Raw genomic sequence first — 14,059 nt, 5'->3', positions numbered from 1 at the left:
TTCTTATCTATCACGCAGCGTCAGGCTGCCGGACAAACGCAAAAGATAACATCGCCGTAAGGTGAGATCAGGAGTCAGTTATGTGTTCAATTTTTGGTGTGCTGGATCTGAAAACCGATCCTGTTGAGCTGCGCAAAAAAGCGCTGGAATGTTCACGCTTAATGCGTCATCGCGGCCCGGACTGGTCAGGCGTCTATGCAGATGACACGGCTATTCTGGCGCATGAACGCCTCTCAATTGTTGACGTTAACAACGGCGCACAGCCACTGTACAACGCCGATCACACCCACGTACTGGCCGTTAACGGCGAAATTTACAACCATCAGGCGCTGCGCGCTGAGCTCAGCGATCGCTATGAATTTCAGACCGGTTCTGACTGTGAAGTGATTCTGGCGCTCTATCAGGAGAAAGGTGTCGATTTCCTTGATGAGCTGGAAGGCATGTTCGCCTTTATCCTCTATGACAGCGTTAAGAAATCGTATCTGATTGGCCGCGACCATATCGGCATCATCCCGCTTTATATGGGTAACGATGAACACGGCAACCTGTTTGTTGCGTCAGAAATGAAAGCGCTGGTACCAGCCTGCCGTTCAATCAAAGAGTTCCCGCCAGGAAGCTACCTCTCCAGCACTGATGGCGAAATCCGTCGTTACTGGCAGCGTGACTGGATGGAGTACAAAAACGTTGAGCACAACACCACCGATGCGGCTGGCCTGAAGCATGCGCTGGAAGAGTCGGTGAAAAGCCACCTGATGTCAGATGTGCCTTACGGTGTGCTGCTGTCAGGCGGTCTGGACTCCTCCATCATTTCCGCCGTGACCAAGCGTTTTGCGGCAAAGCGTGTTGAAGACCAGGATAAAAGTGACGCGTGGTGGCCGCAGCTACACTCCTTCGCGGTCGGGCTGGAAGGTTCACCTGATTTAAAAGCAGCAAAATCTGTCGCGGAACATCTGGGCACCGTGCACCACGAAATCCATTTCACCGTGCAGGAAGGTCTGGATGCGATTCGCGATGTGATTTATCACATTGAAACCTATGACGTCACGACCATTCGCGCCTCTACGCCGATGTACTTAATGTCGCGTAAAATAAAAGCAATGGGCATTAAGATGGTGCTGTCGGGCGAAGGCGCAGATGAAGTGTTTGGCGGCTATCTCTACTTCCATAAAGCGCCAAACGCCAAAGAGTTCCACGAAGAAAACGTGCGTAAACTGCAGGCGCTGCATATGTTCGACTGTGCCCGTGCCAACAAAGCGATGTCCGCCTGGGGCGTTGAAGCCCGCGTACCCTTCCTGGATAAAAAATTCCTGGATGTGGCCATGCGTATCAACCCTGCCGACAAAATGTGTGGCAGCAACGGTAAAATGGAGAAACACATTCTGCGTGAATGCTTCTCCTCATACCTGCCTGAGAGCGTAGCGTGGCGTCAGAAAGAGCAGTTCTCTGATGGTGTGGGTTACAGCTGGATCGACTCACTCAAGGAAGTGGCCGCGAAACAAATCAGTGACCAGCAGCTGGCAACCGCCCATTTCCGCTTCCCGTTCAACACGCCGGGTTCGAAAGAAGCTTATCTCTATCGTGAAATCTTCGAAGAGCTGTTCCCGTTAGCCAGTGCGGCAGAGTGTGTGCCTGGCGGTCCATCCGTTGCCTGTTCTTCAGCCAAAGCAATTGAGTGGGATGAAGCGTTTAAAAACATGGACGATCCTTCCGGACGTGCCGTGGGTGTGCATCAGTCAGCCTATAAATAACCTGACATAAAGCCACCAGAATGGGCCTGTTATGGCCCATTTTTTTTACGATTAGCGTTGTATTCACTGAAAAATTGCCGAATAAACCGCCAGGCTGGTTATAAGCCAGTCAAACAGCGATTATCTGGCAAAAAACGGTAAAAAACTTGTTGACGCTGTCTGGTCAACTCCGCATAATGCGCCCCGCAACGCCGATGAAGGTAACGCGAAAAAAAGATGGCTACGTAGCTCAGCTGGTTAGAGCACAGCACTCATAATGCTGGGGTCACAGGTTCGATTCCCGTCGTAGCCACCATCTTTTTTTGCGGGAGTGGCGAAATTGGTAGACGCACCAGATTTAGGTTCTGGCGCCGCAAGGTGTGCGAGTTCAAGTCTCGCCTCCCGCACCATTTCATTATTCGGCAGCGTGGATGGGATATCGCCAAGCGGTAAGGCACCGGTTTTTGATACCGGCATTCCCTGGTTCGAATCCAGGTATCCCAGCCAATTTCGATGATTCTCGTGTGCTGAGAACGGACGAATGGGATATCGCCAAGCGGTAAGGCACCGGTTTTTGATACCGGCATTCCCTGGTTCGAATCCAGGTATCCCAGCCACCATTGAAATGCAGTACAATTTGGCTACGTAGCTCAGCTGGTTAGAGCACAGCACTCATAATGCTGGGGTCACAGGTTCGATTCCCGTCGTAGCCACCATATAATTGGGGTGTCGCCAAGCGGTAAGGCACTGGTTTCTGATACCAGCATTCCGGGGTTCGAATCCCTGCACCCCAGCCATACAAAGACAATTTGAAAAACCCATTATTGGGGTGTCGCCAAGCGGTAAGGCACTGGTTTCTGATACCAGCATTCCGGGGTTCGAATCCCTGCACCCCAGCCAAATTGCACAACCAGGCCCGCTTTTGCGGGCTTTGTTGTTTTTGTCCCTTCTCCACCATCCAGATTACTGGCCCGCCCTGCGGCGAGCCTCAATGCGCATTGGGTTATAAACCCAGCGCATAGCGCAATACCTGCCGCTTCAGTACGCCAGAATGTTCAGCGGCAATCAGTCCGAGATTTCGCGCAAGCCTCAGCGGTGCCAGCTGGTTGCTGAAGGCAAAATAAAAGAGATCCATCCCGCCCTGCATCAGCAGATTGTCTTTGCGACGCTGCCGGTGATAGCGCTGCAATACCCGCTCTGAGGCCCAGTCCTCCGCCGCATCGCGTGCGCTCACCAGCACATCAATCAACGCATCAATATCGCGATAGCCCAGATTCACGCCCTGCCCGGCTAGCGGATTAATGGTATGCGCGGCATCGCCGACCAGCGCCAGCCCTGGAAGGACATAACGTGAAGCATGACGGCGCACCAGCGGGAAGCCGCCCGCCGCATGGGCTTTAAACCGTCCCAACCGCGCCGGGAAGTGGCTGGCAATTTCTTTCTCCAGCTGAGCTATCGGCATCGCCTGAAGCTGACGCACTCTTGCGGGCGCGTCATACCAGACCAGCGAGGCCCGGTTACCATACAGCGGCAAAAAGGCGCGTGGTCCCTGAGGCGTAAAGTGCTGCCAGGTCGCATCCCCTGCCGGATGATCGCAGGTCACGCTGATCAGTAAACAGGACTGCGCATAGCTCCAGCCATGAATCCCGATTCCGGCCATCTGCCGCACCTGCGAGTTTGCGCCATCTGCACCCATCACCAGCCGGGTATGCAAAGCCATGCCGTCGTTAAGATCGACGCGCCAGCCGCCATTTTCTGGCTGCAGGTTTTCCAGCGTGGCCGGGCAATAGCAGGTCACGCCCAGCGACTGCATCTCCTCCCATAACGCCCGCTGAAGCACGCTGTTCTCGACCATAAAGCCCAGTTCAGGCAAGCCCAGCGAGGCTGCATCAAAACTCACCTGTGCGGTCTGCCACTCCCAGGTTTCCAGCCTGCGATAGGGCGCACTGCGCATTGCTTCGACCCGCGGCCAGACATTGAGCTGCTTCAGCAACGCCACCGAGGAAGATCCGATCGCTGAAATTCGCAGATCGGGATCGCTGTCGGCATCAAACGGCGCGGGTTCGGCACGCTCAATCACCGCCACGCGAAAATGTTGCTGTGTCAGACCACAGGCCAGCGCAGCACCGACCATACCACCGCCGACAATCACGACATCAAACTGATTACCCTGCATTGCTTAACTCCCTCTCTTATTCCCGCCAGCCTGCGCATCGCGGGTCTGAATAGAGCAAAGTGTACCGGAAAACCCGATGGCTGGCAGAAAAGCCCTCAGGCTGGTCACCACAGCATCAAAGCATTACAATATGCGCCCCGCACTTCACTGCACTGAATCAATGGCTAGCGCGATGACAAAAAAACTGCATATCAAAACCTGGGGATGTCAGATGAATGAGTATGATTCATCCAAGATGTCTGATCTGCTGAACAGTACGCACGGCTATACGCTGACTGAGGTCCCTGAAGAGGCGGATATCCTGTTACTTAACACCTGCTCCATTCGTGAGAAAGCGCAGGAAAAGGTGTTTCACCTGCTGGGACGCTGGAGAAAACTCAAAGAGCGCAACCCGGATGTGATCATTGGCGTGGGTGGCTGTGTGGCGTCGCAGGAAGGCGATCACATTCGTCAGCGTGCCCCCTGCGTGGATATTGTGTTTGGTCCGCAGACGCTGCACCGCCTGCCGGAGATGATCAACACCGTGCGCGGTACCAAAAGCCCGGTAGTCGACATCAGCTTCCCGGAAATTGAGAAATTTGACCGTCTGCCGGAACCGCGTGCAGAAGGCCCGACAGCCTTTGTCTCCATTATGGAAGGCTGCAACAAATATTGTACTTTCTGCGTGGTGCCTTACACCCGTGGTGAGGAAGTGAGCCGTCCCAGCGATGATATTCTGCTGGAGATCGCCCAGCTGGCGGCGCAGGGCGTGCGTGAAGTTAACCTGCTGGGTCAGAACGTCAACGCTTATCGTGGTGCCACCTTTGATGGTGAGATCTGTACCTTCGCTGAGCTGCTGCGCCTGGTCGCCGCAATCGACGGCATCGACCGCATTCGCTTCACCACCAGCCACCCGATTGAGTTCACCGATGACATCATTGATGTCTATCGCGATACCCCGGAGCTGGTGAGTTTCCTGCATCTGCCGGTTCAGAGCGGCTCAGACCGTATTCTGACGCTGATGAAGCGCGCGCATACCGCGCTGGAGTATAAGGCGATTATCCGTAAGCTGCGCGCGGCTCGCCCGGATATTGAGATCAGCTCCGACTTCATCATCGGCTTCCCGGGTGAAACCCAGCAGGATTTCGAGCAGACCATGAAGCTCATCGCCGACATCAATTTCGACGTCAGCTTCAGCTTTGTCTATTCTGCGCGTCCCGGTACGCCCGCAGCTGACCTGCCGGATGATGTCAGTGAAGAGGAGAAAAAGCAGCGTCTGTGGATCCTGCAGGACCGCATTAACCAGCAGGCGCAGGCAATCAGTCGCCGCATGCTCGGCACCGTGCAGCGTATTCTGGTGGAAGGCATCTCCCGCAAGAACGTCATGGAAGTCTCTGGCCGTACCGAAAACAACCGCGTAGTCAATTTTGAAGGCACGCCTGAGATGATTGGCCGCTTTGTGGATGTTGAAATTGTTGATGTCTACACCAACTCGCTGCGCGGCAGGCTGGTACGTACTGAAGAAGAGATGGGCCTGCGTATGGTGCAAAGCCCGGCTTCCGTGATTGCCCGTACCCGCAAAGAAAACGACATCGGCGTGGGTCTGTTCCAGCCGTGATACCTGCTATATTGTGCGGCAGCGCGCATTGCGTTGCTGCCAGGTTCACACCACGACACTTGGTTTCTGAAAGTGCCGCCCAAATATCTCCCCTTAAGCTTGCGCCCAGGCGTTACGGCATAAATAATTTCGTTATGGTGCATCCGGTTAAGCCCAACGGTGCGTCAGACACATCCCATAACTGGCCCTGAGTGACCCAAAGGATTCGTTTGAATATCGAAACTCGTGAAATCGCCCTTGAACCGGCTGATAACCGTCGTCTGATGAGCCTGTGTGGGCCTTTCGACGATAATGTGAAACAGCTTGAGCGTCGTCTGGGCATTGAGATCAATCGTCGCGACAACGTCTTTAAGCTGGTAGGACGCCCACTTTGCGTCAATGCTGCCGCAGATATTCTCAAGACCTTGTATGTTGATACCGCGCCAATGCGTGGTGAGATCCCGGATATCGAGCCAGACCAGATTCACCTGGCGATCAAAGAGAGCCGGGTACTGGAGCAAACCGCCGAAAGCGTGCCGGAATACGGTAAAGCGGTCAATATTAAGACCAAGCGTGGTGTGATCAAACCGCGCACGCCAAATCAGGCCCAGTACATCGCGAATGTGCTCGACCACGACATTACCTTTGGTGTCGGCCCGGCCGGTACCGGTAAAACCTATCTGGCGGTGGCCGCGGCCGTGGATGCGCTGGAACGTCAGGAAATTCGCCGCATCATGCTGACCCGCCCTGCCGTCGAAGCGGGTGAAAAGCTCGGCTTCCTGCCAGGCGACCTGAGTCAGAAAGTCGACCCTTATCTGCGTCCGCTCTACGATGCGCTGTTTGAAATGCTCGGCTTCGAGCGCGTTGAAAAGCTGATGGAGCGTAACGTTATTGAAGTTGCCCCGCTGGCTTACATGCGCGGTCGTACCCTGAACGATGCGTTCATCATTCTTGATGAGAGCCAGAACACCACTATCGAGCAGATGAAGATGTTTCTGACGCGCATCGGCTTTAACTCCAAAGCGGTGATTACCGGTGACGTTACCCAGATCGATCTGCCGCGTCACGTCAAGTCGGGTCTGCGTCATGCTATCGAGGTGCTGGCAGACGTGGAAGAGATCAGCTTTAACTTCTTCCACAGCGAAGATGTGGTGCGCCATCCAGTGGTTGCCCGCATTGTCACCGCTTATGAAGCCTGGGAAGCCGCCGATCAGACCCGCCGTGACCAGCAGGCCGAAGAGCGTAAACGTGAAGCGCTGGCAGCACAGAGCGCCACGCAGGAGAGCAAATGAGCGAGGTGATTCTCGACCTGCAGGTCGCCTGTGATAACACCGCTGATTTGCCTGAAGAAAGCCAGTTTCACCGCTGGCTCTCAGCGGCTGTCACCCCTTTCCAGCCTGAAAGCGAAGTCACAGTACGTCTGGTTGATGAAGCGGAAAGTCATGAGCTTAATCTGACTTATCGTGGCAAAGATAAGCCGACTAACGTCCTGTCCTTCCCGTTTGAAGCGCCGCCGGGCATTGAGCTGCCGCTGCTGGGCGATCTGATCATCTGCCGTCAGGTGGTTGAGCAGGAAGCGGCAGAGCAGGGAAAAAGCGTTGAAGCCCACTGGGCACACATGGTGGTACACGGTACGCTCCACCTGCTGGGTTACGACCATATTGAAGACGATGAAGCTGACGAAATGGAAGGACTGGAGACCGAGATAATGCTTGCTCTTGGGTATCCTGATCCGTACATTTCGGAGAAAGAAGACGCCTGAATCCTGAATTCAGGCTATCCGGCTGTCAGCACGGTTTGCTGACAGCACCTGTTCCTCACCAGAGAGATCTTTAAAAACCGCCATGAGCGACGACCATTCTCAAAACAGCGATGCACCCAGTAGTAAAAAGGGATTTTTCTCCCTGTTAATCAACCAACTCTTTCACGGTGAACCTAAAAACCGTGATGAGCTCCTGGAGCTGATCCGCGACTCAAATAATAAAGAGCTGATTGACCAGGACACCCGCGACATGCTCGAAGGGGTTCTGGATATTGCGGAGCAGCGCGTGCGTGACATCATGATCCCGCGCTCGCAAATGATCACCCTGAAACGTAATCAGAGCCTCCAGGAGTGTCTGGATGTCATTATCGACTCCGCGCACTCCCGCTTCCCGGTGATCAGCGAAGACAAAGATCATGTGGAAGGGATTCTGATGGCGAAAGACCTGCTGCCGTTTATGAGCAGTGAATCAGAGCCGTTCAGCATCGAGAAAGTGCTGCGTCCTGCGGTGGTGGTGCCTGAAAGTAAGCGTGTCGACCGGATGCTGAAAGAGTTCCGCTCCCAGCGTTACCACATGGCGATTGTTATTGATGAGTTTGGTGGTGTTTCCGGTCTGGTCACCATCGAAGATATTCTCGAGCTGATCGTGGGTGAGATTGAAGATGAGTATGACGATGAAGAAGATCGTGATATCCGTCAGCTCAATCGCCACACCTTCACGGTGCGCGCACTGACCGCCATTGAAGATTTCAATGAGGTGTTTGGCACGCAGTTCAGTGATGATGAAGTCGATACCATTGGTGGTCTGGTCATGCAGGGCTTCGGCCATCTGCCCGCACGTGGTGAAAGCATTGAGATTGAGGGTTACCAGTTCAAGGTGGCGATGGCTGACAGTCGCCGCATCATCCAGGTTCACGTGACTATCCCGGAAAATTCGCCACAACCCCAACTGGAAGACGAATAAGTCTATGGCATTAGCCTCACTCTACCCGCGCCAGCGGGTTCGCCTGCTGCTGGCTTTAATAACGGGTGCACTGGGTACCCTCGCCTTCTCTCCTTACGATTTCTGGCCTGCCGCTCTGCTCTCGCTGTGCGGCTTACAGCTGCTGACTCTGAACCGCACAAGCCCGCAGGCCACTGCGATCGGCTTTGTGTGGGGCGTGGGTCTGTTCGGCAGCGGTATTAACTGGGTCTATGTCAGTGTTGCCACCTTTGGCGGCATGCCTGGTCCGGTCAATGTCTTTATCGTGGCGCTGCTGGCGGCGTATCTGGCGGTCTACCCGGCGCTGTTTGCGGGCGTACTGAATCGCCTCTGGCCGCGCACGACGTTGTGGCGTCTGGCGCTGGCAGCACCGGCATTGTGGCAGATCACTGAGTTTCTGCGCGGCTGGGTGTTGACCGGTTTCCCGTGGCTGCAGTTTGGTTACAGCCAGATTGACGGTCCGTTAAAAGGCCTGGCCCCGCTGGCGGGTGTCGAGACCCTGACTTTCCTGCTGATGGTCGTCGCTGGCCTGCTGGCTTATGCCATGCAGCAGCGCAATGTCAGAAGCCTGGTGGCGGCGTTATTGCTGCTGGCCCTGCCGTGGCCGCTGCGCTACATCCAGTGGGTTCAGCCAATGCCTGAGCGCGCCGTCGACGTGGCGCTGGTGCAGGGGAATATCCCGCAGTCGATGAAGTGGGATCCACAGCAGTTGCTCACTACCCTGCGCATCTATAACGGTCTCAGTCAGCCCCTGATGGGCAAAGCGCCGATCATTATCTGGCCTGAATCGGCGATTACCGATCTGGAAAGCAATCAGCAGCCTTTCCTGCGTTCGCTGGATGACGAACTGCGTGAACGCGGCAGCTCACTGGTCACCGGCATCGTCGACTCACGGCTGGAGCAGAATCGTTATCACGACTACAACACGGTGATCGTGCTGGGCGGCAAAACCCCGTACAACTACTTCAGCGGCAATCGTTACCAGAAGAATCATCTGGTACCGTTTGGCGAATTTGTGCCGCTGGCCGATCTGTTGCGGCCGCTGGCCCCGTTCTTCGATCTGCCGATGTCAGCCTTCAGCCGTGGCAACTATCTCCAGCCGCAACTCAGCGTGGCGGGCTATAACCTGACCACCGCCATCTGTTATGAGATCGTGCTGGGTGAGCAGGTGCGGGCTAACTTCCATCCCGACACCAGTTTCCTGCTGACCGTTTCGAACGATGCCTGGTTTGGTCACTCTATCGGACCGTGGCAGCACTTCCAGATGGCGAGAATGCGGGCGCTGGAGCTGGGACGTCCGCTGTTGCGCAGCACCAACAATGGTGTGACGGCGGTAGTGAATGCCAGCGGTGATGTGGAGGCAATGCTGCCGCAGTTTACCCGCGATGTGCTGACCAGCAAGGTCACGCCGACGCAGGGGGAAACCCCGTATGCGCGGGCGGGTATCTGGCCAGTCTGGTCACTGACGCTGCTGGCAGCGCTGTTAGCCCTGCTGCGCCGACGCCGATAACCTGTCTGATCCTTAAAGGCGAAGCCCAGGCTTCGCTTTTTTCTTTACTGCCCCCGGTATATCTCACTCCCCAGACCACATACTCTGCTGCCTTTCTCGCCCTGTACTGCTTTCTGGCACGATGATTGCAGAATGTTTCACTGTTTTTCGCCGACAGGCGGATTGCAGGCGCTGATGCCAGGCCGTTTGCACCAAAACAGTCGCCTCTGCTGCACCGTAAACGCGCAGAGCAAGATATTTGCCTTTTTTTGGTGCGGATTGCCTCGCAAAAAAGAAACTTTTTTGTTTCATTGCGTTAACAATCCGCTATGTTAGTGACTCTTCTGCGCCCGTTTAGCCCGCAGAATGAGCAGAAACGCAGCAAAAAACAGACACAACATCATAATCAGCACAGGTAATAGCCTGGGCCTTTTTCATACGAAGGAGTTGGAACATGCAACTACGCAAAGTGGCATTATCTCTTCTGCTGATCAGCGCAGCGGCGGGAGCGGCCCAGGCGGAAGATCTCAGCGGCACCCTGAAGAAGATCAATGACAACGGCGTCATTGTGGTCGGGCATCGCGAATCATCAGTTCCCTTTTCTTACTATGACAACCAGCAAAAAGTCGTCGGCTATTCACAGGCTTACTCAAACGCCATCGTGGAAGCTATTAAAGCGAAGCTGAACAAGCCGGATCTGCAGGTCAAAATGATCCCGATCACCTCACAAAACCGTATTCCGCTGCTGCAAAACGGCACCTACGATTATGAGTGTGGCTCTACCACCAATAACCTTGAGCGCCAGAAACAGGCCGCGTTCTCTGACACCATTTTTGTCATCGGCACCCGTCTGCTGGTGAAGAAAGATGGCCCGATCAAAGATTTCGCTGATCTGAAAGGCAAAACGGTGGTTGTGACATCAGGAACCACCTCTGAAGTGCTGCTGCATAAACTCAACGACGAACAAAAACTGGATATGCGCATCATCAGCGCCAAAGATCACGGTGACTCTTTCCGTACACTGGAAACCGGTCGTGCCGTGGCTTTCATGATGGATGATGCTCTGCTGGCCGGCGAACGCGCCAAAGCCAAAAAGCCGGATAACTGGGAAATCTTAGGTACGCCGCAGTCAAAAGAGGCCTATGGCTGCATGCTGCGTAAAGATGATCCACAGTTTAAAGCGCTGGTCGATGAAACCATTGCTAAAGCCCAGACCTCTGGCCAGGCAGAAAAATGGTTCGATACCTGGTTCAAACAGCCGATTCCACCAAAGAATCTGAACATGAACTTTGAGCTCTCTGATGACATGAAAGCCCTGTTCAAAACGCCGAATGACAAAGCACTGAATTAACAAAAAAATACCCAATGGATCTCAGATTGCATTAATGCGGCAAGAGAATGTATCCCGGTGAGCTTACTCAGGTAAGTCATTCGGGTGAGTGAACATAGCCAACCAAAATGCAGCCTGAAAGACGGCGGGTATAACAAGGGCAGCCTGGCTGCCCTCTCGATTGCTGAAACCGCGGCATGGACAGACAGACTGACACGGGTCGTTCTCCTGAGTCAGGAAATAAAACGCCGTTCATCAATCTTCAGGGTAGCTTAGCTACCCTTTTTTTCCGGAGCTCGTTATGGGTATCGATTGGAACTGGGGCATTTTCCTCGAACAGGCCCCGTTCGGTAACACGACCTACCTCGGCTGGCTGTGGTCCGGTTTTCAGGTGACGATAGCCGTCTCCTGCTGCGCCTGGATTATCGCCTTCTGCGTGGGTTCATTTTTCGGCATTCTGCGCACCGTGCCTAATCGCCTGCTGGCGACCATTGGCACCTGCTATGTCGAACTGTTTCGCAACATTCCGCTGATCGTCCAGTTCTTCTTCTGGTATCTGGTCGCGCCCGAACTGGTGGGCGAAAAGCTCGGCATGTGGTTTAAGTCTGAGCTGGACCCCAACATTCAGTTCTTCCTCTCTTCAATGATCTGTCTTGGCCTGTTTACCGCCGCCCGCGTCTGCGAGCAGGTGCGCGCAGCCATTCAGTCACTGCCGGCAGGACAGAAAAATGCCGGTCTGGCGATGGGACTAACGCTGCCGCAGACCTATCGCTATGTCCTGCTGCCGAATGCGTATCGCGTGATTGTGCCGCCGATGACTTCGGAAATGCTGAACCTGGTGAAGAACTCCGCTATCGCCTCCACCATTGGTCTGGTCGATATGGCGGCACAGGCGGGCAAACTGCTCGACTATTCTGCTCACGCCTATGAATCCTTTACCGCCATTACGCTGGCCTATGTCGCGATTAACCTGGTGATTATGTTGTTGATGAGTCTGGTCGAGCGCAAAGTCCGGCTGCCAGGCAATGCGGGAGGCAAGTAATGTACGACTTTGACTGGAGTTCGATTACACCCAGCCTGCCCTATCTGCTTAACGGCTTAGTGATTACCTTCAAGATAACCATTACCGCCGTGGTCTTCGGCATTCTGTGGGGCACCCTGCTGGCGGTGATGCGTCTGTCGAGCTTTAAGCCCATCAGCTGGTTCGCCAAAATCTACGTCAACCTGTTCCGCTCGGTGCCGCTGGTCATGGTGCTGCTGTGGTTCTATCTGGTGGTGCCGAGTTTCCTGCAGCAGGTGCTGGGCCTGTCGCCGAAAACCGATATCCGGCTGATTTCCGCCATGGTTGCCTTTTCGCTGTTTGAAGCGGCCTACTACTCCGAAATCATTCGTGCCGGCATCATCAGTATTTCGCGTGGACAGGGCAATGCCGCGCTGGCGCTGGGTATGACACAGTGGCAGGCAATGCGCCTGATCATCCTGCCGCAGGCGTTCCGCGCCATGGTTCCGCTGTTACTGACGCAGGGTATCGTGCTGTTCCAGGATACCTCGCTGGTCTATGTCTTAAGCCTGGCGGACTTCTTCCGTACTGCGTCCACCATTGGTGAGCGCGACGGCACCCAGGTTGAAATGGTTCTGTTTGCAGGTCTGGTCTACTTCGTTATCAGCCTGAGCGCATCGCTGTTGGTCAGCTATCTGAAAAGAAAAAGGACGGTTTAAATGATTAGCCTGAAAAATGTTTCTAAGTGGTATGGTCACTTTCAGGTGCTGACCGACTGCTCAACCGAGGTTAAAACCGGTGAGGTAGTGGTGGTCTGCGGGCCGTCCGGCTCCGGTAAATCGACGCTGATCAAAACGGTGAATGGCCTTGAGCCGGTTCAGCAGGGCGTGATTGCGGTCAATGGCACTGAGGTAAACAACAAAAAAACCAACCTTGCACAACTTCGCAGCCAGGTCGGTATGGTGTTCCAGCACTTCGAGCTGTTCCCGCATCTGAGCATTATCAACAATCTGGTGCTGGCGCAGGTGAAAGTGCTGAAACGTGACAAAGCAGCAGCCCGCGATAAAGGACTGAAACTGTTGAAACGTGTAGGTCTCTCAGCCCATGCCGAGAAGTTCCCCGGCCAGCTATCGGGTGGACAGCAGCAGCGTGTGGCGATTGCACGTGCACTCTGCATGGATCCCATCGCGATGTTGTTTGATGAACCGACCTCCGCGCTGGATCCGGAAATGATCAACGAAGTGCTGGATGTGATGGTCGAGCTGGCGCAGGAAGGGATGACGATGATGGTGGTGACACACGAGATGGGCTTCGCCCGCAAAGTTGCTAATCGTGTGATCTTCATGGATGAAGGAAAAATTATCGAAGACACCAATAAAGATGACTTCTTTAATAACCCCCAGTCTGACCGTGCTAAAGATTTCCTCGCTAAAATTCTGCACTAAATAACCTATGCGGGTCACCTGAGTGGCCCGCATCGTTTTTATTATCAGGGTTCAAAAGGCTGACGCTGAAACTGATCATTGCCGCATTCCGGACAGCGCGACAGGGTTTCCGGCGTATAGATCGCCCGGGTAAACTGACATTTCTCACACACCAGATTGCCCAGCCCCACCACTTCGCCGCTCTGATATACACCGTGATGATGCAGATCCTGGAAGACTTCGCGCCATTCCAGCTGACTTTTATCGGTGATATCCGCCAGCTCTTTCCAGACGCTCTCGCGAATAATGCGCATAAACAGTGAATCCGCCAGCGGCTCTTCCACATCGGTATAACTGCGTGCAAACTCGCCCAAATCACGGCGTACCGAGCTCAGCGCCTGATCAATCTCTTCTTCCGTCATATCATCGCGCACCCGTAACTGGCTGCGTCGCCCGGCAATCAGCTCATCAAGGTTGCGATCGCCCTGACGGAGACGTTCGGTCAGTACGGCTAACGACTCGCGATATTCCTGAGCTACTTTATTCATTTTATTCTCCTTTATGCAGACCCTCGCTGAATTAAGTTTAGTCGC

13 protein-coding genes and 7 tRNA genes are annotated in these 14,059 nt (G+C 54.4%); 17 read left to right on the top strand and 3 right to left on the bottom strand.

Annotation, left to right across the window (positions count from 1 at the left end):
• The first annotated feature begins 80 nt into the window (after positions 1 to 80).
• The 8 genes from asnB to F3I20_RS09505 all read left to right on the top strand — a co-directional run bounded on the left by asnB (position 81) and on the right by F3I20_RS09505 (position 2,627).
• Positions 81 to 1,748 (top strand): asparagine synthase B, encoded by a 1,668-nt coding sequence (asnB, locus tag F3I20_RS09540; RefSeq protein WP_150012321.1) that lies wholly within the window; start codon positions 81 to 83, stop codon positions 1,746 to 1,748.
• Positions 1,749 to 1,966: 218 nt separating this feature from the next.
• Positions 1,967 to 2,043: transfer RNA gene (locus tag F3I20_RS09535), tRNA-Met, on the top strand.
• Between the two features lie 9 nt (positions 2,044 to 2,052).
• Positions 2,053 to 2,137, top strand: a tRNA-Leu gene (locus F3I20_RS09530).
• Between the two features lie 22 nt (positions 2,138 to 2,159).
• Positions 2,160 to 2,234, top strand: a tRNA-Gln gene (locus tag F3I20_RS09525).
• Between the two features lie 35 nt (positions 2,235 to 2,269).
• A tRNA-Gln gene (locus F3I20_RS09520) sits at positions 2,270 to 2,344 on the top strand.
• Between the two features lie 22 nt (positions 2,345 to 2,366).
• Positions 2,367 to 2,443, top strand: a tRNA-Met gene (locus F3I20_RS09515).
• Between the two features lie 6 nt (positions 2,444 to 2,449).
• A tRNA-Gln gene (locus tag F3I20_RS09510) sits at positions 2,450 to 2,524 on the top strand.
• 28 nt (positions 2,525 to 2,552) lie between these two features.
• Positions 2,553 to 2,627, top strand: a tRNA-Gln gene (locus F3I20_RS09505).
• Positions 2,628 to 2,730: 103 nt separating this feature from the next.
• Here the strand turns inward: F3I20_RS09505 and ubiF are convergent.
• Entirely contained in the window at positions 2,731 to 3,903 is a 1,173-nt protein-coding gene (gene ubiF, locus F3I20_RS09500; RefSeq protein ID WP_150012323.1) for a 3-demethoxyubiquinol 3-hydroxylase, read from the bottom strand.
• Between the two features lie 172 nt (positions 3,904 to 4,075).
• Between ubiF and miaB the strand changes: the two genes are divergently transcribed.
• The 5 genes from miaB (at position 4,076) to lnt (ending at position 9,733) form a co-directional block, all read left to right on the top strand.
• Positions 4,076 to 5,500, top strand: coding sequence for a tRNA (N6-isopentenyl adenosine(37)-C2)-methylthiotransferase MiaB (miaB, locus tag F3I20_RS09495; RefSeq protein ID WP_150012325.1), 1,425 nt, complete (start codon positions 4,076 to 4,078; stop codon positions 5,498 to 5,500).
• A 209-nt stretch (positions 5,501 to 5,709) separates the two neighbouring features.
• Positions 5,710 to 6,771, top strand: coding sequence for a PhoH family protein (locus F3I20_RS09490; RefSeq protein ID WP_013357113.1), 1,062 nt, complete (start codon positions 5,710 to 5,712; stop codon positions 6,769 to 6,771).
• A complete protein-coding gene (gene ybeY, locus F3I20_RS09485) occupies positions 6,768 to 7,241 on the top strand; it encodes an rRNA maturation RNase YbeY (RefSeq protein WP_150012327.1) in 474 nt (157 codons plus the stop codon). Before F3I20_RS09490 ends, ybeY begins: the two co-directional genes overlap by 4 nt.
• A gap of 82 nt (positions 7,242 to 7,323) precedes the next feature.
• Entirely contained in the window at positions 7,324 to 8,205 is an 882-nt protein-coding gene (gene corC, locus F3I20_RS09480) for a CNNM family magnesium/cobalt transport protein CorC (RefSeq protein ID WP_150012329.1), read from the top strand.
• Positions 8,206 to 8,209: 4 nt separating this feature from the next.
• On the top strand, positions 8,210 to 9,733 hold the full coding sequence (lnt, locus tag F3I20_RS09475; protein ID WP_150037230.1) for an apolipoprotein N-acyltransferase: 1,524 nt from the start codon (positions 8,210 to 8,212) through the stop codon (positions 9,731 to 9,733).
• A gap of 63 nt (positions 9,734 to 9,796) precedes the next feature.
• Here the strand turns inward: lnt and F3I20_RS09470 are convergent, their stop codons facing one another.
• Positions 9,797 to 10,024: a hypothetical protein gene (locus tag F3I20_RS09470; RefSeq protein WP_150037231.1), complete on the bottom strand. Its 228-nt coding sequence runs from the start codon at positions 10,022 to 10,024 to the stop codon at positions 9,797 to 9,799.
• A 142-nt stretch (positions 10,025 to 10,166) separates the two neighbouring features.
• On the opposite strand from F3I20_RS09470, the gene F3I20_RS09465 reads away from it, so the two are divergent.
• The 4 genes from F3I20_RS09465 (at position 10,167) to F3I20_RS09450 (ending at position 13,487) form a co-directional block, all read left to right on the top strand.
• Positions 10,167 to 11,063: an amino acid ABC transporter substrate-binding protein gene (locus F3I20_RS09465; RefSeq protein WP_013357108.1), complete on the top strand. Its 897-nt coding sequence runs from the start codon at positions 10,167 to 10,169 to the stop codon at positions 11,061 to 11,063.
• Positions 11,064 to 11,343: 280 nt separating this feature from the next.
• Positions 11,344 to 12,084 carry an amino acid ABC transporter permease gene (locus F3I20_RS09460; RefSeq protein WP_150037232.1) on the top strand — a complete coding sequence of 247 codons (741 nt, stop codon included), beginning with the start codon at positions 11,344 to 11,346 and terminating at the stop codon, positions 12,082 to 12,084.
• Positions 12,084 to 12,761, top strand: a complete 678-nt coding sequence (gltK, locus tag F3I20_RS09455; protein WP_098051226.1) for a glutamate/aspartate ABC transporter permease GltK — start codon at positions 12,084 to 12,086, stop codon at positions 12,759 to 12,761. The genes F3I20_RS09460 and gltK overlap by 1 nt, the downstream gene beginning before the upstream one ends.
• A complete protein-coding gene (locus tag F3I20_RS09450; protein ID WP_013357105.1) occupies positions 12,762 to 13,487 on the top strand; it encodes an amino acid ABC transporter ATP-binding protein in 726 nt (241 codons plus the stop codon).
• Between the two features lie 44 nt (positions 13,488 to 13,531).
• On the opposite strand, the gene F3I20_RS09445 is transcribed toward F3I20_RS09450, so the two are convergent.
• Positions 13,532 to 14,014 (bottom strand): zinc ribbon-containing protein, encoded by a 483-nt coding sequence (locus tag F3I20_RS09445; RefSeq protein WP_033731844.1) that lies wholly within the window; start codon positions 14,012 to 14,014, stop codon positions 13,532 to 13,534.
• Between the last annotated feature and the right edge of the window lie 45 nt (positions 14,015 to 14,059).

Origin of the sequence: Candidatus Pantoea gossypiicola, from assembly GCF_008632075.1 — a bacterium.
Lineage (GTDB): Bacteria > Pseudomonadota > Gammaproteobacteria > Enterobacterales > Enterobacteriaceae > Pantoea > Pantoea gossypiicola.
Note: the sequence above shows the minus strand (reverse complement) of the source record. Positions and strands in the feature narration are given on the sequence as shown.